Origin of the sequence: Flavobacterium rhizophilum (genome assembly GCF_046000485.1) — a bacterium.
Lineage (GTDB): Bacteria > Bacteroidota > Bacteroidia > Flavobacteriales > Flavobacteriaceae > Flavobacterium > Flavobacterium rhizophilum.
In genome coordinates this window covers 60769-85586 of sequence record NZ_JBELQB010000009.1, presented here as the reverse complement: position 1 = coordinate 85586, position 24818 = coordinate 60769, and the positions used below count along the sequence as shown (strand labels likewise).

Here is a 24818-nt window from a genome sequence, read left to right as displayed (position 1 = left end):
ATTACTCATTCTGCAAATATTGGTGGTTAATAAATTTTTTATTAACTATTAGCATAAAAGCAAAACAGCTCCCTTATCAAAAAGGAAGCTGCCGCATATTCAGAATTAATTATGGGTTTATTTTGAAATGGTCTCAGTGAACATTTTGTTGTTATAGCTTACTACAAAAGTGAACTCTTTTGAGAAAATTTTTGAAGTATTGAACTTTTTAACCACTTTACCATATTTAAGGTTCTGGTTGTAAAGCTCTCCGCTGTTCTCATCATAAAGGGTGATGTTTACAGGAGTGTTTACTTTACCCGGAACGGTTACAATAAAAGTATCTCCGCTTTTAGAGATAACGGGTTTGTAAGTCTCTTCTATAGCTTTTTCAGAAATAGAAGCGGTTTCTTTTACAACGCTTATTTCATAGCGAGCCACTTTTGCTGGAGTTTCTGCTTCAAGGTAGTAAATACCTTCAGGGAAAGCAGTAAGGTCATATGTTCTGTTAATCGCGTTAGATCCTGATACTTTTTCGTTAAAGATTAATTCTTCTTTACTGTTATATATAGAGAACGTAACTGTTTCTGCATCTACCACAGAAAAACTAACTGTTTTTCCTGTTTCGTTTGTCACTTTCAGTGAAAAATCATATTCACCCGCACTAACACCAAACGTTGTTAATAACATCGCTAAGGCTAAACCAATTTTCGCAAAATTTTTCATAATTAAAAGTTTTTAAGGTTCAACTCCTGTTTCTATGTTGCTAAATTACTATGTTTAAGTGGTGGTGATTACTCCACAATTTTCTAATTTATATACTATATTAACTTTACTAAAACGTTTTAGTGTTAATTCTGGTAAATATGTGTAATTTTTGGGTAATTTTGTAGAGTCTAAAAAATCAAAAACATGAAATCACTAAAGGCTACTTTTGAGGTAATTGAACCTGCTTTCGGCAGTTCGTTTTATTACTCGCAGTATGTACAGAGTGCAAATGTAAAAGCACATGTTTGGCATTACCATCCTGAAATAGAACTGGTGTTTGTAAACGGTGGTTCGGGCAAAAGGCAAATAGGTACGCATTTGTCTTATTATACAGATGGCGACCTTATACTTATAGGCAGCAACCTGCCACATTGCGGGTTTACCGACAGTACCACCGGAAACAGGAATGAAACAGTAATACAAATGAAGCCTGATTTTTTAGGGCAGGGTTTTTTAGGCATACCCGAAATGAAAAATATTCAGCATCTTTTTGAAAGGGCTAAAACCGGACTGGCTTTTGGAGAGGAAACCAAAGCAAGGCTGGGAGAGAAAATAGAGGAACTTAACGATATGCCTTATTTTAAACGATTACTTTCCCTGCTGGATATATTGAATGATTTGGAAACGGCATCTGATTTTAAGGTGCTCAACGCACAGGGGCTTACCATGGAAATGCAGGTGCAGGACAATAACCGCCTAAATACTGTTTTTAATTATGTAAAAGATCATTTTAAAGAACAGATTCCGCTGGAGGAGGTTGCCGATAAGGTGAGTATGACTGTGCCGTCTTTTTGCCGATATTTTAAAAAGATAACCAATAAGACATTTACACGTTTTGTAAATGAATATCGTGTGGTACACGCTTCAAAATTACTGGCAGAAAAACCTATTGGGATAACGGAGGTATGTTACGAAAGCGGATTTAATAATTTTAGCCACTTTAATAAAGCCTTTAAGGAGTTTACAGGTAAAAGCGCATCACAGTACAGAAAAGAGCTTAAGTCGGTTATTAAATAAGTGTTGAGGTTTATGGTAAATTATGTATATTGGAACACAATACAAACCATTACTTACTATGAGAAAACTGTTTTTACTGCTCCCACTGCTTATTGTAGCTTCATGTACCCAATTTGGATTATATAGTGAAACCATAAAAGGTTTTGATAATAACCGATGGGAGAAAAACGATACTAAAAGTTTTTCTTTTCAAATTAATGAAGATGTGAAAAAGGGAAACCTTCTAATCCTGTTTTCCCATGTATATGAGCCGGGATATGATAAGGTTCCTGTTGAGGTCACTTTTAAAAAAGAGGGCGGAAGTGAAGAAACTTTTACGACCGACTTACTATTAAAAGATGAACAAGGGGAAAATATTACCAGCTGTATGGGTGATGTTTGTGATTTGGAACAGGTGGTAAAAGAAAATTTTAATCTGGAAAAAGGTAATTACACAGTGACTCTTACCAATAAAGTAGGATTGTTACTTTATTTACCTAATGTAGTAGCCTTAGGAATTAGTGTTGAAACAGCTGAATAATTCTGTGGTTCATAACTAAGCAATATTACACCGCTTTTAAATATTAGTCGATTAAATTTTACAGGTGATATACCTTAGTACTTATACAAAAGTGGGGAGTATGATACATTTTGACGGAGGTTATTGAGTCAGCCTTTTGGTGAGCTCTTCTTCAAATGCTGTTCTTTTTTCTTTGTAAGTTCTTCTTGCCTTATTGTATTTTATTATAGCTTCCTCTTCAGTTAAATATCTATACCGCACTTTAATTCTGAGTTTGAAGGCTCCTTTAGGTTCTTGAAAGCCTTTCCGTTAAAATATACGGTTCGTCCGGTTTTGGAAAAAGTAACAAGCCCTATCCATGCAGGTCCGTTATCGCTGTAGCCGGATTTTAATTCGATATATTTAATTTGTGGTTTCATTGTTTAATCGGTATAGACTAAAAATATACAAAAAAGCGCTATGGGAAACCATAGCGCTTTTTCATTATTTTAAAACATCTTTAGTGACCTTCCCATTTTTATCCAAAAGATTAAACGATGCATTTCCGTCTTCATCTACTGATATTTTTAAGCGAGGGCTGCCTTCTGCGTCATGAAGTACAAGTTGAGCGTCTCCATTTGAGTTTTCTAATAATATACGGCTGTTTCCTCTGCCAAGTGTACCTTTAGGGGAAGGGTCGTTTATTATGAATCCCGCATTATAGTCTCCGTCTTTTGTATCTATAACCCGCATTCCTAAGGCATCCATGTTACTATAGTCAAACACAAGTGCACTAATGTCGGTATTATCCTTACTGGATAATGCAAGTCCTCCACACTCATTACCTTCTTTGTCATAAAATATCATTCCGGCAGGACTAATAGCTCTTTTATACTCTTTACCGTTTAATATTGGAGGAGGTATTCTTTCTTCATTTGATATTACAAGGCGTATATTACCTTGTTCATCAGTTATATTAATACGTTTTAAAGATATTTCATCTTCATTGAAAGAATTGGGAGTTTTAAAAGAGACTAAAAGAAATAGAAGTATTACACTTACAATTGCAGAATAAGCCACCAAAAAGGAGACAGGAATTTTTACTGTTTTCATTCGTTAATTTTTATGATTGATATATAATTCAAACTTCAGAAAAATTAATTACAAATGAGGGAGGGTATTTAGACTAGAATGAGGGAAATGTAAGTTGGTTATAAAATAAAAAAACCGTTCCAAAAATTTTGAAACGGTTTTTTAAACTTTATTCGCTGATAGCGTTTCCTTTGCTATCAAAAAAGTGGTATTCTAAATACGTGTAAGCGTCACGTGGTATGATTTTCACCCATTTTTTATGTTCAAAAAACCATTTTGAACGTATAGATGGAAAACCTTTGGTAAGGTATGCTGCCACAAAAGGGTGTGCGTTAAGCACTATTTTTTTATGACTTTTTACAATTCTTTCTAATTCGGCCGTGATACGGTCTACAACCAGTATAGGGGCTTCAATTTCCCCGGCAACCTTGTTAGGGTCTTCTTCTCTGGTTTTAATATTAACCTCTGGCCGTACACGTTGCCTTGTAATTTGGATAAGACCAAATTTACTAGGAGGCAGGATCTTGTGTTTGGCTTTATCGTCGCTCATTTCCTGTTTAAGGAAATCGTAAAGGGTTTTTCGGTTTTCAGGATTAGACATGTCTATAAAATCGACAACTATAATCCCGCCCATATCCCTTAACCGTAGCTGCCTTGCAATTTCTGCGGCAGCAATCAGGTTTACTTCAAGTGCTGTGTCTTCCTGGCTTTGTGCCTTGTTAGAGCGGTTACCACTGTTTACGTCTATAACGTGCAGGGCTTCGGTGTGCTCTATAATTAGGTAGGCACCTTTGCTCATGGAAACGGTTTTACCAAATGAAGTTTTAATTTGCCTTTCAATATTGTATTTTTCAAATAGAGGCAAATCCCTGTTTTGGTATAGCTTAACGATATTCGCTTTTTGAGGAGCTATCTCCTGCAGATAGTCCTTTGTTTGATAAAATAGGTCCTCATCATCAACATAAATACCGGTAAAGGTATCGTTGAATATGTCCCTTAGCATAGAGGAAACCTTGTTTACTTCGCCCAAAACTTTAGAAGGGTGGTGGGCAGTAGGGATACGTTTACACATTGCAATCCATTTGTCATGCAAATTTTGTAAATCTTTATCCAGTTCGGCTACTTTTTTGCCTTCGGCTACTGTTCTCACAATAACACCAAAACCTTTTGGTTTGATAGACAGAACCAGTCGTTTTAATCGGTCTTTTTCTTCTTTGGAGTCAATTTTCTGAGAAATTGAAACCCTGTCTGAGAAAGGAACCAGTACAACATATCTTCCGGCCAGTGAAAGCTCTGAGCTTATCCTTGGGCCTTTTGTAGATATGGGTTCTTTAACTACCTGAACCAAAACCGACTGATTGGCGCTCAATACATCTGTAATGGCTCCGTCTTTGTCGATCTCTTTTTCAAAAGGGAAGTTTTTAAGGGTGAAATCTTTTATTTTACCTGCGCTTACAAGTTTTATGAATTTCAAAAGGGAGGGCAAATTAGGCCCCAGGTCGTGATAATGTAAAAAGGCATCTTTTTCAAAGCCTACATTTACAAAGGCGGCATTAAGGCCGGCAACCGGTTTTCTTATTTTGGCTATGAATATATCGCCAACAGAAAACTTGTTTTTATCTTCCTGTTCCTTGTGTAATTCAATTAGTTTTCCATCTTTTAATAAGGCAAAATCTACGGCTTCTGAACTGGATCTGATAATTAATTCCTTGTTCACACTGTACATTTTTATCCGCATGGTTTTAGCTGTCGGTTGTCGGTTATTGGTTGCAGGCATAGTTGTAATGCCGTCAACTGTCAACTCTCAATCATCAACCAATCTCTATACAGATGGATTAAACAATAATTTTTTTACAGGTATAAATTACCCGGCGGCTTTTTAAGATTTTAGGCTGAAAACAGATTTTAAACGAAGTTTAGAGTCTATTGTGTTGTACCTTAAAGTCTTATGTAAAGCCAATATCAATGAACTTAATTCTTAAAAAAGAAAAAGTAGTATTAAACTACTTTTTCTTTTTGTGACGGTTAGCTCTCGCTCTCTTTTTACGTTTGTGAGTCGCTACCTTATGTCTTTTTCTTTTTTTACCACTTGGCATAGTGTTAAGGTTTTGTGATTAATAATTAGTTTACTTTGACTTCAGTATTCATTTTTACTCCGTCAATGAATATTTTTGCTGGTTTAAATGCCGGAATGTTATGTGCAGGGATTTTTATGGTAGTGTTTTTAGAAATGTTTCTACCGGTTTTCTCGGCACGGGTTTTAATAATAAAGCTACCGAAACCTCTAAGATATACATTATCTCCGGTTTCTAGAGAGTTTTTTACTTCTTCCATAAAAGACTCAACTGTTGCTTGTACATCACCTTTTTCAAGACCCAGTTTTTCCGAGATTTTCGCTACGATGTCTGCTTTCGTCATTTTTATTCTTATTTATAAGTATTTAGATATTTTACTTGTCCAAATTTTTGAGTTTGCAAATATATAAATTAAAAAAACAATTATTCAATGTTAATGTATTAAAATTTAATAACATAAACTTTTACTTTTGTTGCCTAATAAGTAATAATGGTTTTTTATAAGTCTTTAATTCAGTGGTATTTACAAAATAAGCGCGATTTGCCGTGGCGAAAAACTGACAATCCGTATTTTATATGGCTCTCAGAAATTATGCTTCAGCAAACCCGCGTAGCACAGGGGTTACCCTATTTTTTGAGCTTTACCGAGGCTTTTCCAACCGTGTTTGATCTGGCAAATGCTCCCGAAGAAAAAGTACTTAAACTATGGCAGGGACTTGGCTACTATTCCCGTGCACGTAACCTGCATGCCACGGCTAAACACGTGGCTTATAATCTTGACGGGAAATTTCCTACTACATATAAAGAGCTTTTAAAGCTAAAGGGGGTGGGCGACTATACCGCTGCAGCCATTGCCTCTATATCATATGGCGAACCGGTACCTGTGGTAGACGGTAATGTGTACAGGGTGTTGTCACGTTATTTTGGTGTTGATACCGATATTTCCTCTACTCAGGCGAAAGCCGAGTTCAGGGAGCTTGCAGGTTCCCAGTTGCCTAAAGATAATGCTGCCGAATTTAATCAGGCAATTATGGAGTTTGGTGCCCTGAAATGTGTTCCTAAAAGTCCTGACTGTGCCAACTGTATTTTTAATGCAAACTGTGTGGCTTATGCTACGGGCAGGGTAGGAGAATTGCCTGTAAAGCTTAAAAAGACAAAAGTTACCCCGCGTTACTTTAATTATCTTATAGTAAAAGATGCCGATGGTAATTCACTAATGCAAAAGCGTACTGCAAAAGGGATATGGCATAACCTGTATGAGTTTCCGCTTTTAGAGACATTAACCGAAGTGCCCGAAAAGGATACGGCACATTTGATAGATACTTTTCCGGGATTTGATTTTCCTGTAGCCGATATAAAATTACTTACGCCCGAAAAAGTAATTCATAAACTTTCGCACCAACACCTGCATATCAGGTTTTGGGAGGTGAAAACCAATAGTGTAGTAAAAAACGCACTTTCTCATAGCGAGTTGAGAGCGCTGCCGGTTCCTGTAGTTATCCATAATTTTATAGATAAGCATTGGGTATAGTAACTAATTTTTAGTATTTTTGAGTAAACACAGTAAAAGCCATGAACGGAACGTTAAATAAAGTTATGCTTATAGGGCACTTGGGAGATGATGTAAAACTGCATTATTTTGAGGGAGGTAACTGCATAGGCAGATTTCCCCTTGCTACAAACGAGGTGTATATAAACAAACAGACTAACGAGAAAATTACTTCTACCGAATGGCACAACCTGGTGGTAAGGAATAAAGCGGCAGAGATTTGCGAAAAATACCTTACCAAAGGAGATAAAATTTATATTGAGGGTCGTATTAAGTCCCGCCAATGGCAGGCTGAAGACGGCAGTACTAAGTATACAACGGAAATTCAGGTTACAGAGTTTACCTTTTTAACCACTAAAAAGGATATTGAAGGCAACAGTGGTGGTAATGTCCCTGCTAAGCCTAATTATAGTAATACACAGGGCAGTAATGAACCTGCAAAAAATGCTGATGCGACACCGCAAAATGTACCGGCTCCTGATGACGACCTTCCGTTCTGATTGTTTAACTAATTTGCATTATTTTGGATCCTGACCCCTCGAGTTACTTTCAAGATTATAACCTGTTAATAGGTGCAGCAGGGATACTTATCCTGCTAATATGTTCCGCTTACATGTCGGGAACAGAAGTAGCCATTTTTTCACTAACACCAAACGATCTTGATAAGATTAATGAAGAGAATCCTAAAAAAGGGAAACTCCTCTCTACTTTGCTTGATAAGCCTAAAAAACTACTGGCTACCATAGTTATTACAAACAATATTTTCAATCTTGCGGTGATTATCTTGTTTTTTAGGTTATCATCTAATTTGTTTGCTAATGTGATTTCGCCCTTTCTTAGATTTGGACTTGAAATACTTTTGGTAACCTTTTGTATGCTGCTATTTGGTGAGGTAATGCCTAAACTATATGCTTCAAGAAACAGTATCCGTTTTTCCCAGCGTATAGCTTATCCTTTATATTTACTGAATATAATACTGTCTCCTATAAGTGTGCCCATGCGTGAGGTAACACTGGCGCTTAACAAGAGGTTTGGGAATAAAAAAACCAACTTTTCTGTAGATCAGCTTTCACAGGCATTAGAGCTTACTGATTATGGTGATGCCACACAGGAGGAACAGAAGATACTTCAGGGTATTGTGTCTTTTGGTAATACCGATGTGAAACAGGTAATGTGTCCGCGTATAGATATATTTGCACTGGAGATAGAGGAAACCTTTCAGGAGATATTTCCTAAAATTATAGATAAGGGCTTTTCCAGAATTCCGGTATATAGTGATAATATAGACCAGATTGAAGGGGTACTTTTCGTAAAGGATCTTATTCCGCATATCGATAAGGACGAATTTAACTGGCAGGAAATAATAAGACCCGCTTTCTTTGTGCCCGAAAACAAAATGCTCGATGATTTATTAAAGGAATTTCAGGTAATGAAAAACCACCTTGCTATTGTGGTAGATGAGTACGGAGGGACATCGGGGCTTATCAGTCTTGAAGATATTCTTGAAGAGATAGTGGGTGACATTAGCGATGAGTTTGACGACGAAGATATTATATACTCTAAAATAGATGATAATAACTATCTTTTTGACGGAAAGATAAGCCTGAAAGATTTTTACAGGATTACCGATGCCAACGAGGAGGAGTTTGATGATGCGAAGGGAGAAGCCGAAACCCTAGGCGGTTTTATTTTAGAGATATCGGGAAATTTTCCTAAAAAAGGACAAAAAATTAGTTTTAATGGCAATATATTTACCGTCGAATCTGTTGATAAGAGAAGGATTAAACAAATTAAGGTTACACTTATATAATGAATACCATTAAAAGATTTTTTGCTTTAGGCATGCTTTTTCCGGCAGTGGCAGTTTTTACATCATGTAGAGAAGATGTAGTGCCTAAGCCCGAAGCTTATTTAAGGCTCGACTATCAGGAAGCTAATTACATGATGTATAATAAAGACTGTGCATTTAATTTTGCAGCTAACTCTAAGGCTACCATAGTCGATAAGGGTAATTGCAATTTAGATATCCGTTATCCTGATATGAAAGCTACGGTTTATCTTACTTATAAGCCTGTAAATAATGATTTGGATAGACTTTTAAGGGATGCCCAGAGGCATACCTATGAGCATGTTATAAAAGCCGACGGTATAAAGGAGCAGCCTTTTATGATTCCTGAGAAAAAACTGTACGGAATGTTTTATCAGGTAGGTGGTGATGCGGCTACAAATGCGCAGTTTTATGTAACCGATAGTGTTAGCCATTTTGTGAGTGGGTCGCTATACTTTTACGTAAAACCTAACTATGATTCGTTAATGCCTGCGGCAAACTATATAAAGAACGATATGCGAACCTTAATGGAGAGCATACAATGGAAATAAAAAAAGCGGCTACTAAGCCGCTTTTTTTATTTATATCGTTTAGAAGAAATTACATTTTGCTTTCTTTCTTAGTTTCAGATGAGCATTTTTTAGCTCTGCCACAACAGCTTTTACCTTCTTTTTTCTCACCAGAAGTGCATGATTTACCATCTGCTTTCTTAGTTGTTTTTTTAGCTTTTTCTTTTTCCTGGTCTACGCTGTAGTAGGCTTTATCTCCCGAAGATTTTACGTCAGATACTTTGTAAGCACCATCGGCAATTCCTTCAACTTTAGTAACCAGTGTTTCAGGAGTTTGTTTTGAAGCGTCAAAAGATACGGTAGCTGTTTTACTTTCAAAATCAACTTTAGCGTCCTGTACACCATCCATACCTGCAAGTTTGCTTTCAATCGTGGCAGCACATCCCTGTGGGCAGGTCATACCATCAATTTTAAAGGTAGTGGTTTCCAAATTAGCAGCTGTTTCGTGAGCTGTTGCTGTAGTATCATTAGTAGTTCCTTCTGCAGGAGCTTCCATGTTGTTTTTGGCATTGTCTTTACAGCTTGCAAAAAGGGCAGCCGTTAGAGCGAAGAATGCAATTTTTTTAATACTATTCATAATGTATACTGTTATAGTTAATAAACTCGTGTAAAAGAGTTTACAAAAATATGAAAAAACTATTGTCGGGTAGTTTTAAATAACGGATTTTTGGGCAAAATAAATTAAAAAACATGCAGTCTAAAAATTTAAAATGGTATTTGCTAATTGTATTAGCATGTGTGTGGGGTAGCTCGTTTATACTCATGAAGCGTGGCCTAGAGGGATTAACTGCTTCCCAAATGGGAGCTTTACGTATTATTTTTTGCGGACTGTTCCTTTTAATAATAGGTTTTAAGAACCTTAAAGCAATTCCGTTAGGTCAGTGGAAGTATATTGCTCTTACTGCACTTGTAGGGACATTTATGCCTGTTTTTCTGTTTGCTGTGGCACAAACCGAAATAAACAGTTCGGTAAGTGCTATACTAAATTCCTTGGTGCCGCTTAATACGCTTGTTATAGGTGCGCTTATATTCGGGTTGCAGTTTCAAAGGAGGCAGTATTTTGGGGTTGTTATAGGCTTGATAGGAAGTATACTGTTGGTGTATAACGGAGCGATGGATAATCCTAATCAAAACTACCTCTATGCCCTGTTTGTTGTTGTGGCTACCGTTTGCTATGCCTTAAACGTAAACCTCATAAAGAAATACCTGTCAGATTTGAGTCCGCTTAGTATTAGTGTAGGTAACTTTTCGGTAATGCTTATTCCGGCTATAATTATATTATTTTGTTCGGGCTTTTCAGATGTTGTGATGAAACCGGAAGCGCAAAAAGCCATGATATATATTGCTATACTTGGCGTAGTAGGTACAGGTATTGCTAATATTGTTTTCTTTAGGCTTATACAAATGTCCTCACCTGTATTTGCATCATCTGTAACTTATTTAATTCCGGTTGTGGCCTGTATATGGGGATTGCTGGATAACGAGTCATTAAGCCTTGCACAGGGCTTTGGGGCACTTATAATTTTAATAGGAGTATATTTCTCTGCGAGGAAATAAGCTTACCATTACACAATAAAAAAGGCTGCCAATCGGCAGCCTTTTTTGTATATCAAAAATCTTTAATGATTATTGGAAATCAGCATCGCTAACACCTTCATTGATTTTAGCTTCAGATACAGTCATTTCTATTTCCATACCAGGACCCATTGTTAAGCCTCTTTTGAATGGAATTTTAATGCCTTTAACTTCTTTATAGTCGCTGTAAGTAGAAGTTTGAGAAGCTTTTTGTCCCATTTGTTCAACTTCTATTACTTCAGCTATCTTTAAGCCTGTTTTAACGTCAAAGTAAAGTGTAGTTTTGTCGTTTTTAACAGCATAAGCATCAGTCCCGTTGAAAGATTCTATTCCTGTTAAAGTGATATCATTATTGTTTAACAGAGAAAGCTCATCAAAAGGAACTGCGCCTTTTCTCATGTCTTCAAGTTGCTCCCCTTCAATAGGCATTTTTTGCCCCTGCTGAATCATGTAACCTTCTTTGTCGTTAACAACCTGTTTCATGATGCTCATGCCCATAGCTGTTAGTTCAAAAGCCATTTTGTGATCTGCGGATGTTTTTACAACCATATCAAGAGTTGTTCCCTGTATAGTACCGCTTGCTTTAGTGTAAAGTGTTTTTACTTCTTTAAGAGCTTTTTCACCACCAATAGCGTTAATGTATCCTTCTACAACAGTTTTAGCAGTTACACCTGCAGGAACCGGTTTGTTAAGTACAGGTTTTGAAGCAGGAGTACCAAACTTGTCGTAGTAGTTAATAGGTATGTTACGGCTTTCAAGTCCCGGTAATACATCGGCAGCTTTACCAACAATAACGATTCTTGAGTTATCAACTTTGAAGTATTTCTGAGCAGCATTTCTGATGTCTTCCGGAGTTACTGCATTAATGTTTTTAATGTAGTTCTCATAGAAATCTTCAGGTAGGTTTTGAGTTTCAGTTCTTAGGGCGTAACCTGCAACTGTAGATGGTTTTTCAATCTGCATTACAAAGTTACCTATGTATTTAGCTTTAGCATTTTTAAGATCTTCCTCGCTTACAAGGTCAGTTCTTATTTTCTTAAGCTCGTTTAGTATCTCGACAACAGCACTATCAGTAACGTTGTTTCTTACAGATGCAGTAGCACGGAAAGAAGTAACACGTTTGTTAGCACCAAGAGAAGAGTAAGAACCATAAGTCCATCCGTGAGCCTCACGAAGGTTAAGGAATAAACGACCTTCGCCACCACCACCAAGAATTTGGTTGGCAAGGATAGCAGCAAAGTAATCTTTGTCGGTCATTTTAAGTGTAGAAACGTTTACTACAGAGATTTCAGACTGTACAGCGTTTGGCATATCAACAAAGTCGATTTGAGTGTACTGAACATCTTTAGGGTCAGTGTAGCTTACATTTGGAGCAACAGCAGGTTTCCATGAACCGAATAGTTTTTCCACCTGTTTTTTAACGTCTTTTACTTTAACATCACCTACTACAACAAGGTAAGCATTACCGGGAACGAAGTAAGTGTTGTAGTTATTAACAACATCGTTAAGAGTAACGTTTTTAAGTGTTTCTTCGCTTACGTACTCACCATTAGGGTGGTTTTTACCGTAGATTAAAAGATCTGTAACTCTTGATGAAACTGCAGGAACGCTTTTCTCATCAGATTTTAGACCTTCAATCATTTTGTCTCTTTGTTTGTCAAACTCTTCCTGAGTGAATACCGGGTTAAGGGCACCGTCTGCCATTAACTCAAGTATTCTGTTAGAGTATTTTGAAAGTCCGCCTCCTGAAGCACCACTTGCCCAGAAGTTGATGTTAGCACCTAAAAAGTCAATTTCTTCATTGAATTTCTCTTTAGATATTTTTTTAGTACCACTACCTATTACAGCACTTAAAAGGTCTGAAACACCTTTTTTGTTTCCTTCAGCATAAGGAGCGTTGTCCATTGTAAGGGTATAAGATACTCTAGGTAATTTGTGGTTTTCCACAACAAGTACTTTTAAACCGTTTTTAAGTTCAAAAGTTTCAGGTTTACCCACGTTTACTGTTGGGGAAGGACCTGGTTGCGGCATTGGTCTGTCTTGAGCCTGCATTGAAGTCACTGATAAAAACAAGCCGGCTAATATATATATAACTTTTTTCATGATGTTTCTGTATGCTTAGTTTTGTGCTTTATCTGTAGCTGGAACGTAATCAAGAATTAATCTTTGGTTAGGGTTAAGGTATTTTTTAGCCACTTCCCTGATTTCTTCTCTTGTAATGCTTTGGTAAATACTGTTTTCAGTATTGATAAGGTTAACATCACCGTAAAGAAGGTAGTAAGTTGCAAGATTTTCTGCTACACCCTCTATACTTGAGTTGCTGTTAACATACTGACTTTCGTACTGGTTTTTAAGTTTTTGCATTTCGTTCTCAGAGATAAGCTCAGTTTGAAGCTTTACGATTTCTTTGTCTGCTTCAGTAATAAGTTCTTCAGCAGTGTGTCCCTGCATTGGGATACCGTAAATGATATAAGAACCGTAGTCTTCCTGATTGTAGCTGAAAGCACCCATTTGAAGTGCCATTTTCTCTTCGTCTACAATTCTTTTGTACATTCTTGAGCTCTTACCACCACTTAAAAGTGTAGAGATCATGTCAAGCACTCTTGCATCTCTTGTTTTCATAGAAGGAGTCCTGTAAGCAGCAACAACCATTGGTAATTGGATGTTAGGATCTTCATATGTTGCATGGATAGTTTCTGTAATAGGAGCTTCCTCAAAATGTTTATGGGTAATAGGTGTTCCTTTAGGGATAGCGCTAAAATACTTGTCAATCCACTTTTTAGTTTGGTTGATGTCAAGGTCACCTGCTACAACTAAAACAGCATTGTTAGGGATGTAGAATTTTTTGTTGAAAGCCTGGAACTCTTCAAGAGTTGCGGCATCAAGGTGATCCATAGAACCTATAGTTGCCCACTGGTAAGGGTGAACTTTAAACAGGTTCTTTTTAACCTGTGCGATAAGGTTACCGTAAGGTTGGTTGTCTACACGTAGTCTTTTTTCCTCTTTTACAACCTCGTTTTGAGTATCAACACCAATTTGGTTGATTACCGGGTGCATTAACCTTTCAGATTCCATCCAAATGGCAAGTTCAAGGTTGTTAGAAGGGAAAACTTCGTAGTAATACGTTCTGTCGTCAGAAGTGTTAGCATTGTTGTTACCGCCGTTTGCAGTAACTATTTTAAACCATTCGCCACGGGCGATGTTTTCTGTACCTTCAAATAAAAGGTGTTCGAAAAAGTGAGCAAATCCTGTTCTCTCAGGGTTTTCGTCCTTAGAACCTACATGATACATAACTGATGTAACGATAACAGGAGCTGATTTGTCCTGATGTAGGATTACATGCAGACCGTTGTCCAGATCGTATTCCTCAAATGCTACTTTTTGGGCCGAAGCTACTCCGCTAAGCATAAGAAGTGAACCCAAAGCCATTAAAGATTTTTTCATAAAAATTAATAATATTTTTGATTTTGCTAATTGGTATGCAATTTCGGTAATTTGTTACAATAAATGTTTATTTTTTTTTATTATTGATAATTAGGAGGTTATAAATATGATTTTTAACTTTCTTTTTTTGTGCTAACCTGTTGTGTGATAAATATTAAGTCGTATATTTGCAAACTTAAAAAAATAATTAAACCATATTGTTATGTACGCAATCGTAGAGATAGCAGGGCAGCAATTTAAAGTTAGCAAAGACCAAAAGGTTTATGTTCACCGTCTTGAAGGTAAAGAAGGAGATGCAATTTCATTTGCAAAAGTTCTTTTACTTGATGACAACGGAACAGTTACCCTTGGCGCCCCGGCTATAGAAGGTGCTTCAGTTGAAGCCAAAGTGTTACAACACTTAAAAGGAGACAAAGTAATCGTTTTCAAAAAGAAAAGAAGAAAAGGTTACAAAGTTAAAAACGGTCACCGTCAATCATTAACACAAATTGTAATTTCAGGAATTACAGCTGGTGGTACTAAGAAAAAGGCGACTAAAAAAGCGGAAGCTACAGAAGAATAATTAACAATTAAAAACTAAAACATCATGGCTCACAAGAAAGGTGTCGGTAGTTCCAAGAACGGTAGAGAATCAGAGTCGAAACGTCTAGGCGTTAAGATTTATGGTGGACAGGCTGCTATTGCCGGTAACATTATCGTTAGACAAAGAGGTTCTAAACACAACCCGGGTGAAAACGTTTACATGGGTAAAGATCATACTTTACATGCTAAAGTTGACGGTGTTGTTAAGTTCCAGAAAAAAGCTAACAACAAATCTTTTGTTTCTATAGTTCCATTTGAAGCTTAAGAATTTGCAACAATACAAAAGCCCACTCATTGAGTGGGCTTTTTGTTTTTAGGCCCCTATAACATTATTAATTATCTGTTTCCACTTCTTGGCCAGTATCAGCTCATCTGCAAGCTGCATAGAAACATTTGCATTATAAAACTCCAGTGCTGCCGGTTGCTCACTATTATTTGCCGGTTGCAGTTCCAGTACCAGTCTGTTAATACGGTCTGACTTTTCCCTGCTGTCAGGAGTGGTAACCCTACATTCTTTAATTTTATTTAAATCAATATGTTCTATTGTGTGTGCATTACTGTCGCCTTTTAAAAAGAACAGCATATGGTTTTGAGAGTCTATACCAATAGCGGCATGTATCCAAACATCCTGTTGGTTTATTTTACATGATTTTTCTGTGGCATAATCACTTAATGCTCCCAGTGTTTTTTTATATTTTTTATTACTGCTGTTATATGCTATTGCTATAGGTATAATGCATACTAAAAGTAATACACCACCTATTATTGCTGTACCTAAGTCCATTTTTTTTGAATTGTTATATGTTTATAATGAGTTAGCCATGCAGTTTTTGCTGCCGGCCTGTAAAAGTTTTAGCCAAAAAGATGGCTGCTGTAAAATGGCTTAGGTATTTACAAGAAAAAATGGAAAGGGTAAATAATATCTGTAGAAGTGAAGCGGAGTAATGAATCTCCGTTATTGAACAGGTATTGTGAATAGTTATCCTGAATAAACCAGGTTATGGCTTTAAGGCTGTTAGTTATACTGTAAAACGGTACATCGGCCTTTTTTGCATCAGTTTCTAAAAGCTTAGTTTCGCTTGTAGCCGAGTGTAAAGAAGACTTAAAGTCGGTTTTAATAAAAAATACCTGTTCCTTGGACTTTACTATGTTAGTATTAAAGTCGGGAGTATGATTGCCCGATATACCTGTTGCTAACAGATATATAAGAGCAATTAAGGATAATGATATTTTTTTGAAACTTTCTTTCACGGGTGCAAATATACTTTATTTAAGTATAAGTGGTTTTATTTTAATGCTTTAAGGATGTCTAAAAAATCTTCGCGGTATATTTCGCGCGCACCCAGGCTTGCAAGGTGGTCGTTGTATACCTGGCAGTCTAAAAGCAAATACCCTGCCATTTCCAGTTGTTTTACTAAGGCTATAAAAGCTATCTTACTGGCATTGGATGCTTTAGAGAACATACTTTCGCCACAAAATATATGACCAAGATCTATACCATATAATCCGCCTACGAGTTTATCATCCTGCCAAACTTCTACTGATTTTGCCTTACCTAATCTGTTAAGCTCGCAATAAGCTTCTACCATTTCGGGGGTAATCCATGTGCCGGGCTGGCCGTCACGTTTTATGTTGCGGCAGTTAGTAATTACATCTCTAAAAGCGGTATTGAAGGTGACTTTAAAAATCCCCCTGTTTATAATATTACGCATGCTTTTGGATACCTTGAGTTCATTGGGGAATAATACCATTCTTTCGGGTGGTGACCACCATAGTATGGGTTCATCGTCTTCAAACCAAGGGAATATACCATTGTGGTAGGCAAGTAATAGTCTTTCTGGAGAGAGGTCGCCGCCTATTGCTACAATGCCTTCGGGTGAGGCTTGCTGGGCAGGAGGGAAGTAAAGGTCTCGGGAAAGATAATACATAGATTAATGCACTTTGTTTGAATGGTCAAAGGTACGCATTTACTAATTTTGATAAAAAATTAAGCACTCATTAATAAATCAGGCTCTTTCTCTATTTGTTTGATAAAGTAGGAAGGTTTAATGCCTGTTTGGGAAAAGAAAGCATCTGAAAAACTTCGCGGATTGCTAAACCCAAGTTCTTCTGCAAGTGCTTTTATGGTATACCTGCGGTGAGTAGGGCTGTTTTTTAATAATGATACAGCGTGATTTACCCTTAACTCATTAAGATAGGAGTTAAAGTTTTTACCTTTATAATGGTTTATTACTTTAGACAGATAGGTGGTATTTGTGTCAAGCTCTTCTGCCAATGCCGACTGTGTCAAGCCAATACTGAGATAATCTTCTTCGTGCTCAAAAATTTCCAGTCCTTTCAGGATTTTGAAAACAATATCCTTATTAATATCCAGCTCATCGGTAATAACCTTTGTTATTTGAACAGGTTCTTCCGGTTGTTTTTTACGCTCACTGGTTTTGGCAATGAGCTCTTCATACTTTTGTTTGTAAACTTTTTGTTTTTTATAGTTAGCAATAAGCATATAGGTTATTATCAATATGATAATACTACCCAAACCATATATTGTATAGCTTATTATTTTGTTTCGTTTAAGTGTTTTTTCAAGATTATCTTTAGAAGCAACCAGTTCGGCAGTATCATACTCTTTGTGTATAGTAGAGATAAGCTCTTTATAGTTTTTCTCCAGTATCTTATCGGCATCCAGTAATCGGTTGGTATACAATAACTGGTTTTCGAGGTCGCCTTTCTCTTTATAGTAATCGATAAAGATCTCGTAGGTTTTTCTTAATTCGATATTGGCATAATGATGTTTTTGTAATATGGAGTCTACCTTCTGTAGGTAGTTTATACCTGTTTCTTCTTGATTAAGCTTAATGTAACTTTTGCCCAGATACATATCATTAATTGCAATATTTACAAAATCATTGTTCTTGGTGACTTCGGGAAGTGATTTTAATAAATACTTTGTGGCTTCATTGTAATTTTGTTTAGCAAACTGATTTATACCTTCAGATTGAAGAAAGTAATTGTGGATTACTTTATAAGCAGGGTCCTTACTATCTGTTAGTCCTATCCTGTTGGTTTCGCTACATTTTTCATATTGACCGAGTTTAAAATATGATTGTCCGGTAGAGCAAAGTGTATGAAGATAGCCCAGCTTGTTATTATGTCCTTCCCTTTTTTTGTAAAAATCTTTACAACTGGTGAACAGCTCTAAAGCTTCCTGATAATTGCCTAAATAATATTTGATGTTCGCTATCCCATATTTGATTTTGTATTGGGTATATGGATCATTTGTTTCATTAATGTATTTGTCTGCCTGCAAATAATTATCCAGAGATTTTTGGTAGTTTTTAGAGATATAGTATATAACCGCCCTGTCAAGATATGCATGGCCTATTTCTTCATCTTCTTTTAATGCGTTTGCCAGTTTTAAAATGCTGTCAGTGTATTGTAGTGCTGGTGCTTGTGGTTTTCTGTTTAAAAGGCTTCTATATCCGGCAATAAGGTTTTTGGTGTCAAATTCTTTTTTGGCCTTCTCAATATAGGTGTTTATATACAGGTTTATGGTTGCACTGTCTAAATCGTGATTGTCAATACGGTCTGACAATTCGTCGTAGCTTTTTTCAGAAAGTGAATCGGGGATTTTGAATCCCTGTTGTGCTATTGCTAAAAAATTCCATAGTAGAAAAATAAATAGGTAAGGAAATTTCATGATCAGTTGTGTCTTTTTAGGTTTTTTAAAAAGACATAATTAGTTTGTTATGGGGTTTAAACAATGTATTCCCTGCAAAAATACATTTTTTTGAAAATGAAAAAAGTTAAATTTTCATTATTGATAATCAGTTCATTAAAGAATTTGCAGCTGCAGATTTATAAATCTGCATAACAACCTTTTGCAAGCCTTTTTCATCTCCCATAGTTTTGCCCTGTATCGATACCAAAGTAAAAAGTTTACTGCCCGGGAAGTAAACAAAGAAATAAAACAATTTATCTATGAAAAAGTTTTCTTTGTTTATGGCAGCTACATTATTCCTTATGATAGGATGTAGTAGTGACGAATATAATACAGAATTAAATCAGGAAAGTTCAAAACTTATACTAAAAAAAGAAAATACCAATTACATCGTTTCTGTAAACGGTGAAATAGTAAACCAATACATGTCACAATATGCAGGAGGTGAATATTCAAAATATGAGGTTTTTGAAAATGTGACTATGATATCAAGATCTAACCTTGATTATAGAGTTTTGGAAGGTAGTGGTACTGCGTATGTTGATGAAGTTAAGATTGATGCGAGCTTAAATTCGCCAGAGTCATATGTAGCATCATTACCATTTAGTAGTGTGGCGACTCAAAAAGTAATGTCTTTTTTGAGTCAGAAAGTGAGTTATGATGATGACACCGTATTGTTAATTCAGGTTTTTACAGATAGTATTAGGGCTAATACTGATTTGGATGAAAATGAAAAGAATATAATTATGAGGGCAGCCCAGTTGTCTTTATGTAAATATAACATTGACGGAGAAGATCCAGAATGGAATAAGACAAGAACTGTTGTGGCTTCTGCTTTATCTGGGGGGCTTGATAGCCCTGCACAGGCAGTATTAAATGCGGCTGTAGTAACGGCGCTTACATTGTAGTAATAGTTTAGTTTTTGGTAGAAGATTAATCACCATGCTTTTGGTTGCCCTGCTTCCACACCTGATAATATACTTAAGGGCAGGAACTAAAAGCACTTTACTAAAGGGATGATTATTTACTGTTATTTGATGTATTGAGTATAGAATTTTGTTCATAATGTTCCTTGGTTTTCCTGTTCCACATCTAATAATATACTTAAAGCAGGAGACTAAGGTTTTAAAGTTAGTAAAGGGAATCAGTTATATACAGTTTACACAGCCGCATATTGTTTTTAAGTCCTTTGCCTCCACACCTGATAATATACTTAAAGGTGAAGGCTTAAAAATAAAATTATTTATAAGTAGGCTTATGGTTAATACAAACGGTATGCTATTTAATGTTTTAGGTTCTACGTTTCTAAATTAGAAACAGGTTAAGGTTATTATTTAGTTTGTTAAAAGGGGTTTTACGTCCGTTGTATTTAACTGTTAAGCTATAAGTTTTTAAGTTTCCTGCCTCCACACCTTTTAATATTCTTAGAGGCAGGACTTAGAAACAAATTAAAATTGCACACTTAGTTAGGTCAGACTGCTGTTTAGTGTTTAAAAAAATTGCTATGAAAATTATATCCGGTAATTATTATTAGGCGTTCTTACCTCACACCTTTTTCCATATCTGCTTAAGACATCCTTAAGGTAGGGGAGTTTAAAATAGTGTTATTGGGTTGTTGTAAAAAGAGAGTTGTCTTTTTCAACACAAAAGCTCCGAAGTGATTCGGGGCTTTATTTTTTTAATAAGCTACAATACTAATCAGGATATGTCGTTAGTTAATAACCTACAATTTTTTTATATGTTTAGTCGCCTTTTAATTTACTTTGTGGTTTTAATGCCTACATTTTTGTATTCTCAAAGTCCTAAAAGAGATATTATTCACTTACAGGATGTCGTTGTTGAAAAAGATGTAAAAAAACCTAAAGTAAAAAAAGTAAAATGTGGTAACTTTAAACAGGTTTATGTAAATAGTAACCTATATTTTACTGAAGATCCTGTTTTTTATTTAACAGATAGTTTGCCGGAAGGTACTATACAGGGGATTAAACTTTTTTTTAAAGAAATAGCTCATATCATCGAATTAAATGGACGAGATTACAGTACATTTAAAGTTAATAAAACAGAGTTTGAAGTTACGCTGTATGAGGTTAATGATGATTATAGTGTTGGTGAGAAGGTGAATAGTGAACCTATGTTAATAGCGCTTGAGGAGTGTACGAATGATAGGTTAAAAAAAGTTGAGTTAGATTTATCAAAATACAATTATAAAACTAATAAGTTTTTTATATCTGTAAAAAAGCTTACAGATACTTCCTGTAGGGATTGCTACTATTATGCACCTGTAAATTATATAGCTAAAGACGGGTACTGTCGTTACTTAAAAGCGGAAGAGAATAATATATACAAAAAGAAGCAAGGTTTTTCTAATGGCTTGCAGTTAGAAGTAAAAACACTTACAAGTGATTATTAAAAAAGCCCTCATAAAGAGGGCTTTTTTAGTTTTATTAGAACGGAAGATCGTCGTGGTCTTCTTCTTTGTAGTTTGTTGCAGGCTCAAAAGAGTCATATGAGTTTGGACCCGGTTGCGGAGGCATTTGTTGTGAAGGTGCTGCCGGTTGCAGTTTTTCAATTCTCCAACCCTGAATAGAGTTAAAGTATTTGGTTTCACCCTGTGGGTTAACCCACTCCCTGCCTCTAAGGTTAATGGAAACTCTAACAGGCTCTCCTACGGTATAGCTGTTAAGTAAATCACACTTGTCCTGAGTGAATTCAACCAGAATATGCTGCGGGTATTGCTCTTCAGTTGTAACTACCAATTCTCTTTTTCTAAATCCGTTGCTTCCAAAAGATTTAGTTTCATCAATCATTTTAATTCTTCCTGTAACTTCCATGTTCAAATTGTTATTTTATTGTTTTACTGCTACGGGGCAGTCAATCGTGTTATTTTCTTGTTGCTAAAAGTAATTTCCAGGCTGTGGCTACCTCATTGTTATCAAGGTGTTCCTTTGCTTTAAGGAATTTTTTAGTGTCGTCATCGGCGCTTAAAACAGCTTTTGCTTCAAATGACTCTTCTACAAAGGTATCAATTTCTTCTTCGGTAGGCAAAGTTTCAACATTGCCCAGCTTGCCAAGGTCGTTTCCGTTAAAAACAGTGCTTTCCTTTACAAAATCAGGTATGGCATCTACACCAATTCCAAGTGTTGTAAGTGGTTTTTCTACTTCAAAAAGGCCTGCATTGGCACGGCTGTACCAATTACCACCCATACGGGAAACCAAATCGATTTTATTTTGGTCAATAGCTCCGTTTTCATCCAGTATACTTTCATCTACGTGTAGTTTTACCACCTCACATATTACAAGGTTGCCGGCACCACCATCATTTCCCAGTGCTATAATATCGTTTACCTTACATTCAAACTGTACAGGCGATTCTTTTACGCGGAATGGCTTAACAATGTCTGACGGCTGCATGGTAAGCCCCGACTTAATAAACTCGTTAACTCCGTCACCATATTCGGTACTCGACAGTGAAGCCTGCTGTACAATTGCATAATTCACTATGTTGATAACCACCTCTCGGTTAAGTTCAGCATTAATAAGCGTATGCTTTACTGTATTATTCCTAACCCTGCGTGCCGGCGAAAACACCAGTATTGGGGGATTAGAGCTAAATACATTAAAAAAACTGAACGGAGAAAGGTTTGGGGTTCCGTCTTTATCAATTGTGCTGGCAAAAGCTATTGGCCTTGGGCCTACGGCTCCCTGGAGGTAGCCCTGTAACTTTGCTGCAGGTATTTCTTTTGGATCTATACTAAGCATTGCAAAAATTGTGTTTTATGCAAAGATAAATTTTCCTGACTACTTAAACCATTTTACCAAAGCAGAGTTAATAACAAAATAATAAACGGTGCTTTGTACCGTTATTACTGCCCGCACTTATACCATATTTAGTATCTTTAGGCCACAAATACCATTGTATGCAGTTTTCTAATAACAGGAATTTTACCCGCGGATTTATTATTCTGGCATCTTTTTTAATAGTTATTCTTATAGTATGGAATACCTATTATCTTTTCCAGATTTTTAAGAATGAAGAGAGAAATAAGGTTGAATTATGGGCGATGGGAACAAAAGCTATTAATGATGAGAGCCTTAAAGATGCCGGACTTGAGTTAACTTTGCGTGTTATAAGGAGTAATAATACAATACCTGTATTTAAAACAGATAAGGAAAATAACATACTCGACAGCAATAATATTTCGCCTGAGATATTAAAAGATTCTGTGAAATTACAGAATTACTTTGAAGAAATTAAAAAGGAAAATCAGCCTATAAAAATTATGATAACCGACGGGGAGTATCAGTATATTTATTATGGTAGTTCGCCGTTGCTGGATCAGCTTAAATACTTCCCAATAGCACTTATTTTGATTATAGTTTTGTTTGGGGCGCTTGTTTTTAATTTTTACAGGGCATCAAAAATGGCTACTCAAAACAAATTATGGGCGGGTATGGCAAAAGAGACTGCCCATCAAATAGGTACACCGCTTTCATCTCTGTTAGGCTGGGTAGAGATTATGAAGATTGATAACGTGGATGAGACTACCGTGGCCGAAGTGGAAAAGGATGTGAGCCGACTGCAGACTATTGCTAACCGTTTCTCAAAAATAGGATCAGAACCGGTGCTTGAAAAACTGGATATTGTAGCTGAGACCGAACATTCGTTTGAATACCTAAGGTCGCGAACCTCTAATCAGGTAGAGTTTTTATTTAAGGCGCCTACACATCCTGTTTACGTAATGCTTAACCGGGAACTGCACAGCTGGACTGTGGAAAATCTTGTTAAAAATGCAGTGGATGCCATGAAAGGTAAGGGTTCGCTTAAAGTGATACTGGAAGATACCGGTGAACTGGTTAAAATTCAGGTGACAGATACCGGTAAAGGAATTGCGAAAAATCAGTTTAAAAAGGTTTTTGAACCGGGCTTTACCACTAAAAAAAGAGGCTGGGGGTTAGGACTATCCTTAACCAAACGTATAGTTGAGGAGTATCATAAAGGGAAAATTAAGGTAAAAGAGTCTGAAATTGGGGTAGGCACCACTATGCAGGCCAGTTACCGCAAGGCATAAAAAAAGGCACTTTTTAAAAAGTGCCTTTTCTATTTTTTAAAGGTTGGCATTTATAGCATTTGCCAGTTCTTCAAATTCTTCTTTTTCAAGTTTTACTTTTTTGGTAAAACGCATTTCATCCATTTCGTTTAACGGGATAAGGTGTACATGTACATGAGGTACTTCAAGGCCTACAACTGCAACACCTACACGCTTACAGGTTACTGTTTTTTCAAGCGCTTTTGCCACTTTTCTTGAGAACTTCATAAGTTCAAGGTAGTGGTCTTCTTCCATATCAAAAATTTTGTTTATTTCCTGCTTAGGTATGCAAAGGGTATGTCCTTTAGCGTTTGGATTTACATCCAGAAAAGCAAGAAATTTGTCGTCTTCGGCTACTTTATATGCCGGGATTTCTCCGTTTACGATTTTAGTGAATATGGAACTCATAGCGATAAGTTTATTAGTTATTCTCTTGTAATTTCAAGTACTTCGAACTGAAGTGTCCCGTTTGGAACTTTAATTTCAGCAACTTCTCCCACTGATTTTCCTAAAAGCCCTTTACCAATAGGTGAGGTAACCGATATTTTTCCTGTTTTCAGGTCGGCTTCGCTTTCTGCTACCAGTGTATATTTCATTTCCATGCCATTGGCCTGGTTCTTAATTTTTACTGTAGAAAGTACTAGTGCTTTAGACAGGTCAAGCTGAGATTCATCTATAAGGCGTGCATTAGCAACAAGTTCTTCCATTTTAGCTATTTTCATTTCAAGTAGTCCCTGTGCTTCCTTCGCAGCATCATATTCTGCGTTTTCCGAAAGGTCTCCTTTATCACGTGCTTCGGCGATAGCCTGAGAGGCTTTAGGTCTTTCTATAGCTTTAAGGTGATCTAACTCATCCCTTAATTTTTTTAATCCTTCTGCTGTGTAGTAAGATACTGTACTCATAACTTCATCGTTTATATAAATAGAAAAAATCCCATCAGGACGGGATTTTTCATATCGCAAAGATACTATTTTTTTTGTTACGTCAATTTTTAAATTCGCGCTAATGCGTTTGTCAAAGTTAAATAAATTAAATTTGTTTCATAATTATACAGCAA

Annotated in this window: 28 protein-coding genes; 12 read left to right on the top strand and 16 right to left on the bottom strand. The window is 36.3% G+C overall.

All coding sequences use genetic code 11. The features are described 5' to 3' along the window. Positions 1 to 117: 117 nt before the first annotated feature. Positions 118 to 705 carry a hypothetical protein gene (locus tag ABS768_RS12560; RefSeq protein WP_408075307.1) on the bottom strand — a complete coding sequence of 196 codons (588 nt, stop codon included), beginning with the start codon at positions 703 to 705 and terminating at the stop codon, positions 118 to 120. Positions 706 to 891: 186 nt separating this feature from the next. On the opposite strand from ABS768_RS12560, the gene ABS768_RS12555 reads away from it, so the two are divergent. Then, positions 892 to 1764 (top strand): AraC family transcriptional regulator, encoded by an 873-nt coding sequence (locus tag ABS768_RS12555; RefSeq protein ID WP_408075306.1) that lies wholly within the window; start codon positions 892 to 894, stop codon positions 1762 to 1764. A 58-nt stretch (positions 1765 to 1822) separates the two neighbouring features. Next, the gene (locus tag ABS768_RS12550) at positions 1823 to 2284 is read left to right on the top strand and encodes a gliding motility lipoprotein GldH family protein (RefSeq protein ID WP_408075305.1); all 462 of its coding nucleotides are present in this window, start codon (positions 1823 to 1825) and stop codon (positions 2282 to 2284) included. A 221-nt stretch (positions 2285 to 2505) separates the two neighbouring features. Here ABS768_RS12550 and ABS768_RS12545 read toward each other — a convergent pair whose 3' ends face one another. The 4 genes from ABS768_RS12545 to ABS768_RS12530 form a co-directional block, all read right to left on the bottom strand. Next, positions 2506 to 2682 carry a hypothetical protein gene (locus ABS768_RS12545; RefSeq protein WP_408075304.1) on the bottom strand — a complete coding sequence of 59 codons (177 nt, stop codon included), beginning with the start codon at positions 2680 to 2682 and terminating at the stop codon, positions 2506 to 2508. A 64-nt stretch (positions 2683 to 2746) separates the two neighbouring features. Beyond that, positions 2747 to 3355, bottom strand: a complete 609-nt coding sequence (locus tag ABS768_RS12540) for a hypothetical protein (RefSeq protein WP_408075303.1) — start codon at positions 3353 to 3355, stop codon at positions 2747 to 2749. Positions 3356 to 3503: 148 nt separating this feature from the next. After that, the gene (locus ABS768_RS12535) at positions 3504 to 5060 is read right to left on the bottom strand and encodes an Rne/Rng family ribonuclease (RefSeq protein WP_408075302.1); all 1557 of its coding nucleotides are present in this window, start codon (positions 5058 to 5060) and stop codon (positions 3504 to 3506) included. 395 nt (positions 5061 to 5455) lie between these two features. After that, positions 5456 to 5752, bottom strand: coding sequence for an HU family DNA-binding protein (locus tag ABS768_RS12530; RefSeq protein WP_035135169.1), 297 nt, complete (start codon positions 5750 to 5752; stop codon positions 5456 to 5458). Positions 5753 to 5899: 147 nt separating this feature from the next. Between ABS768_RS12530 and mutY the strand changes: the two genes are divergently transcribed. From mutY to gldD, 4 genes are read left to right on the top strand one after another with little or no spacing between them, the layout of a single operon-like run. Continuing rightward, entirely contained in the window at positions 5900 to 6940 is a 1041-nt protein-coding gene (mutY, locus tag ABS768_RS12525) for an A/G-specific adenine glycosylase (RefSeq protein WP_408075301.1), read from the top strand. Between the two features lie 41 nt (positions 6941 to 6981). Continuing rightward, positions 6982 to 7458, top strand: coding sequence for a single-stranded DNA-binding protein (locus ABS768_RS12520; RefSeq protein WP_408075300.1), 477 nt, complete (start codon positions 6982 to 6984; stop codon positions 7456 to 7458). A gap of 23 nt (positions 7459 to 7481) precedes the next feature. Continuing rightward, complete coding sequence (locus ABS768_RS12515; protein WP_408075299.1) at positions 7482 to 8768, top strand: gliding motility-associated protein GldE; 1287 nt, start codon at positions 7482 to 7484, stop codon at positions 8766 to 8768. Beyond that, complete coding sequence (gldD, locus tag ABS768_RS12510) at positions 8768 to 9337, top strand: gliding motility lipoprotein GldD (protein ID WP_408075298.1); 570 nt, start codon at positions 8768 to 8770, stop codon at positions 9335 to 9337. Before ABS768_RS12515 ends, gldD begins: the two co-directional genes overlap by 1 nt. A gap of 49 nt (positions 9338 to 9386) precedes the next feature. On the opposite strand, the gene ABS768_RS12505 is transcribed toward gldD, so the two are convergent. Next, the gene (locus ABS768_RS12505) at positions 9387 to 9932 is read right to left on the bottom strand and encodes a heavy-metal-associated domain-containing protein (protein WP_408075297.1); all 546 of its coding nucleotides are present in this window, start codon (positions 9930 to 9932) and stop codon (positions 9387 to 9389) included. 113 nt (positions 9933 to 10045) lie between these two features. Here ABS768_RS12505 and ABS768_RS12500 point away from each other — a divergent pair, with 113 nt between their 5' ends. Next, positions 10046 to 10912, top strand: coding sequence for a DMT family transporter (locus tag ABS768_RS12500; RefSeq protein WP_408075296.1), 867 nt, complete (start codon positions 10046 to 10048; stop codon positions 10910 to 10912). Positions 10913 to 10981: 69 nt separating this feature from the next. On the opposite strand, the gene ABS768_RS12495 is transcribed toward ABS768_RS12500, so the two are convergent. Then, entirely contained in the window at positions 10982 to 13033 is a 2052-nt protein-coding gene (locus ABS768_RS12495; protein WP_408075295.1) for a M16 family metallopeptidase, read from the bottom strand. Positions 13034 to 13048: 15 nt separating this feature from the next. Then, positions 13049 to 14374, bottom strand: coding sequence for a M16 family metallopeptidase (locus ABS768_RS12490; protein WP_408075294.1), 1326 nt, complete (start codon positions 14372 to 14374; stop codon positions 13049 to 13051). Between the two features lie 202 nt (positions 14375 to 14576). Between ABS768_RS12490 and rplU the strand changes: the two genes are divergently transcribed. Both rplU and rpmA read left to right on the top strand, forming a co-directional pair. Further along, positions 14577 to 14936: a 50S ribosomal protein L21 gene (rplU, locus tag ABS768_RS12485; protein ID WP_035135157.1), complete on the top strand. Its 360-nt coding sequence runs from the start codon at positions 14577 to 14579 to the stop codon at positions 14934 to 14936. Positions 14937 to 14960: 24 nt separating this feature from the next. Next, a complete protein-coding gene (gene rpmA / locus ABS768_RS12480; protein ID WP_035135155.1) occupies positions 14961 to 15221 on the top strand; it encodes a 50S ribosomal protein L27 in 261 nt (86 codons plus the stop codon). Between the two features lie 48 nt (positions 15222 to 15269). Here rpmA and ABS768_RS12475 read toward each other — a convergent pair whose 3' ends face one another. The 4 genes from ABS768_RS12475 to ABS768_RS12460 all read right to left on the bottom strand — a co-directional run bounded on the left by ABS768_RS12475 (position 15270) and on the right by ABS768_RS12460 (position 18653). Further along, the gene (locus ABS768_RS12475) at positions 15270 to 15740 is read right to left on the bottom strand and encodes a hypothetical protein (RefSeq protein WP_408075293.1); all 471 of its coding nucleotides are present in this window, start codon (positions 15738 to 15740) and stop codon (positions 15270 to 15272) included. A gap of 107 nt (positions 15741 to 15847) precedes the next feature. Next, a complete protein-coding gene (locus tag ABS768_RS12470) occupies positions 15848 to 16207 on the bottom strand; it encodes a hypothetical protein (protein ID WP_408075292.1) in 360 nt (119 codons plus the stop codon). A 35-nt stretch (positions 16208 to 16242) separates the two neighbouring features. Continuing rightward, complete coding sequence (gene aat, locus ABS768_RS12465) at positions 16243 to 16884, bottom strand: leucyl/phenylalanyl-tRNA--protein transferase (RefSeq protein WP_408075291.1); 642 nt, start codon at positions 16882 to 16884, stop codon at positions 16243 to 16245. 59 nt (positions 16885 to 16943) lie between these two features. Beyond that, positions 16944 to 18653, bottom strand: a complete 1710-nt coding sequence (locus tag ABS768_RS12460; RefSeq protein ID WP_408075290.1) for a helix-turn-helix domain-containing protein — start codon at positions 18651 to 18653, stop codon at positions 16944 to 16946. A gap of 281 nt (positions 18654 to 18934) precedes the next feature. Here ABS768_RS12460 and ABS768_RS12455 point away from each other — a divergent pair, with 281 nt between their 5' ends. Then, positions 18935 to 19582 carry a hypothetical protein gene (locus ABS768_RS12455; RefSeq protein ID WP_408075289.1) on the top strand — a complete coding sequence of 216 codons (648 nt, stop codon included), beginning with the start codon at positions 18935 to 18937 and terminating at the stop codon, positions 19580 to 19582. 797 nt (positions 19583 to 20379) lie between these two features. After that, complete coding sequence (locus ABS768_RS12450; RefSeq protein ID WP_408075288.1) at positions 20380 to 21084, top strand: hypothetical protein; 705 nt, start codon at positions 20380 to 20382, stop codon at positions 21082 to 21084. 34 nt (positions 21085 to 21118) lie between these two features. Here the strand turns inward: ABS768_RS12450 and ABS768_RS12445 are convergent, their stop codons facing one another. Both ABS768_RS12445 and ABS768_RS12440 read right to left on the bottom strand, forming a co-directional pair. Continuing rightward, on the bottom strand, positions 21119 to 21505 hold the full coding sequence (locus ABS768_RS12445) for a DUF3127 domain-containing protein (protein WP_408075287.1): 387 nt from the start codon (positions 21503 to 21505) through the stop codon (positions 21119 to 21121). Between the two features lie 49 nt (positions 21506 to 21554). Further along, a complete protein-coding gene (locus tag ABS768_RS12440) occupies positions 21555 to 22433 on the bottom strand; it encodes a flavin reductase family protein (protein ID WP_408075286.1) in 879 nt (292 codons plus the stop codon). Positions 22434 to 22591: 158 nt separating this feature from the next. Between ABS768_RS12440 and ABS768_RS12435 the strand changes: the two genes are divergently transcribed. Then, positions 22592 to 23743 (top strand): sensor histidine kinase, encoded by a 1152-nt coding sequence (locus ABS768_RS12435; RefSeq protein ID WP_408075285.1) that lies wholly within the window; start codon positions 22592 to 22594, stop codon positions 23741 to 23743. A gap of 36 nt (positions 23744 to 23779) precedes the next feature. Here ABS768_RS12435 and ABS768_RS12430 read toward each other — a convergent pair whose 3' ends face one another. After that, positions 23780 to 24169, bottom strand: coding sequence for an HIT family protein (locus tag ABS768_RS12430; protein ID WP_408075284.1), 390 nt, complete (start codon positions 24167 to 24169; stop codon positions 23780 to 23782). 17 nt (positions 24170 to 24186) lie between these two features. After that, a complete protein-coding gene (gene greA / locus ABS768_RS12425) occupies positions 24187 to 24663 on the bottom strand; it encodes a transcription elongation factor GreA (protein WP_408075283.1) in 477 nt (158 codons plus the stop codon). Between the last annotated feature and the right edge of the window lie 155 nt (positions 24664 to 24818).

Coding starts and splice junctions, on each gene's coding strand:
- ABS768_RS12540 (WP_408075303.1), bottom strand. CDS start 3,355: ATGAAAACAGTAAAAATTCCTGTCTCCTTTTTGGTGGCTTATTCTGCA.
- ABS768_RS12430 (WP_408075284.1), bottom strand. CDS start 24,169: ATGAGTTCCATATTCACTAAAATCGTAAACGGAGAAATCCCGGCATAT.
- rplU (WP_035135157.1), top strand. CDS start 14,577: ATGTACGCAATCGTAGAGATAGCAGGGCAGCAATTTAAAGTTAGCAAA.
- ABS768_RS12520 (WP_408075300.1), top strand. CDS start 6,982: ATGAACGGAACGTTAAATAAAGTTATGCTTATAGGGCACTTGGGAGAT.
- ABS768_RS12500 (WP_408075296.1), top strand. CDS start 10,046: ATGCAGTCTAAAAATTTAAAATGGTATTTGCTAATTGTATTAGCATGT.
- ABS768_RS12550 (WP_408075305.1), top strand. CDS start 1,823: ATGAGAAAACTGTTTTTACTGCTCCCACTGCTTATTGTAGCTTCATGT.
- greA (WP_408075283.1), bottom strand. CDS start 24,663: ATGAGTACAGTATCTTACTACACAGCAGAAGGATTAAAAAAATTAAGG.
- aat (WP_408075291.1), bottom strand. CDS start 16,884: ATGTATTATCTTTCCCGAGACCTTTACTTCCCTCCTGCCCAGCAAGCC.
- gldD (WP_408075298.1), top strand. CDS start 8,768: ATGAATACCATTAAAAGATTTTTTGCTTTAGGCATGCTTTTTCCGGCA.
- ABS768_RS12560 (WP_408075307.1), bottom strand. CDS start 705: ATGAAAAATTTTGCGAAAATTGGTTTAGCCTTAGCGATGTTATTAACA.
- ABS768_RS12495 (WP_408075295.1), bottom strand. CDS start 13,033: ATGAAAAAAGTTATATATATATTAGCCGGCTTGTTTTTATCAGTGACT.
- ABS768_RS12450 (WP_408075288.1), top strand. CDS start 20,380: ATGTCGTTAGTTAATAACCTACAATTTTTTTATATGTTTAGTCGCCTT.
- rpmA (WP_035135155.1), top strand. CDS start 14,961: ATGGCTCACAAGAAAGGTGTCGGTAGTTCCAAGAACGGTAGAGAATCA.
- ABS768_RS12505 (WP_408075297.1), bottom strand. CDS start 9,932: ATGAATAGTATTAAAAAAATTGCATTCTTCGCTCTAACGGCTGCCCTT.
- ABS768_RS12490 (WP_408075294.1), bottom strand. CDS start 14,374: ATGAAAAAATCTTTAATGGCTTTGGGTTCACTTCTTATGCTTAGCGGA.
- ABS768_RS12455 (WP_408075289.1), top strand. CDS start 18,935: ATGAAAAAGTTTTCTTTGTTTATGGCAGCTACATTATTCCTTATGATA.
- ABS768_RS12555 (WP_408075306.1), top strand. CDS start 892: ATGAAATCACTAAAGGCTACTTTTGAGGTAATTGAACCTGCTTTCGGC.
- ABS768_RS12475 (WP_408075293.1), bottom strand. CDS start 15,740: ATGGACTTAGGTACAGCAATAATAGGTGGTGTATTACTTTTAGTATGC.
- ABS768_RS12545 (WP_408075304.1), bottom strand. CDS start 2,682: ATGAAACCACAAATTAAATATATCGAATTAAAATCCGGCTACAGCGAT.
- ABS768_RS12535 (WP_408075302.1), bottom strand. CDS start 5,060: ATGTACAGTGTGAACAAGGAATTAATTATCAGATCCAGTTCAGAAGCC.
- ABS768_RS12530 (WP_035135169.1), bottom strand. CDS start 5,752: ATGACGAAAGCAGACATCGTAGCGAAAATCTCGGAAAAACTGGGTCTT.
- ABS768_RS12440 (WP_408075286.1), bottom strand. CDS start 22,433: ATGCTTAGTATAGATCCAAAAGAAATACCTGCAGCAAAGTTACAGGGC.
- mutY (WP_408075301.1), top strand. CDS start 5,900: ATGGTTTTTTATAAGTCTTTAATTCAGTGGTATTTACAAAATAAGCGC.
- ABS768_RS12435 (WP_408075285.1), top strand. CDS start 22,592: ATGCAGTTTTCTAATAACAGGAATTTTACCCGCGGATTTATTATTCTG.
- ABS768_RS12445 (WP_408075287.1), bottom strand. CDS start 21,505: ATGGAAGTTACAGGAAGAATTAAAATGATTGATGAAACTAAATCTTTT.
- ABS768_RS12460 (WP_408075290.1), bottom strand. CDS start 18,653: ATGAAATTTCCTTACCTATTTATTTTTCTACTATGGAATTTTTTAGCA.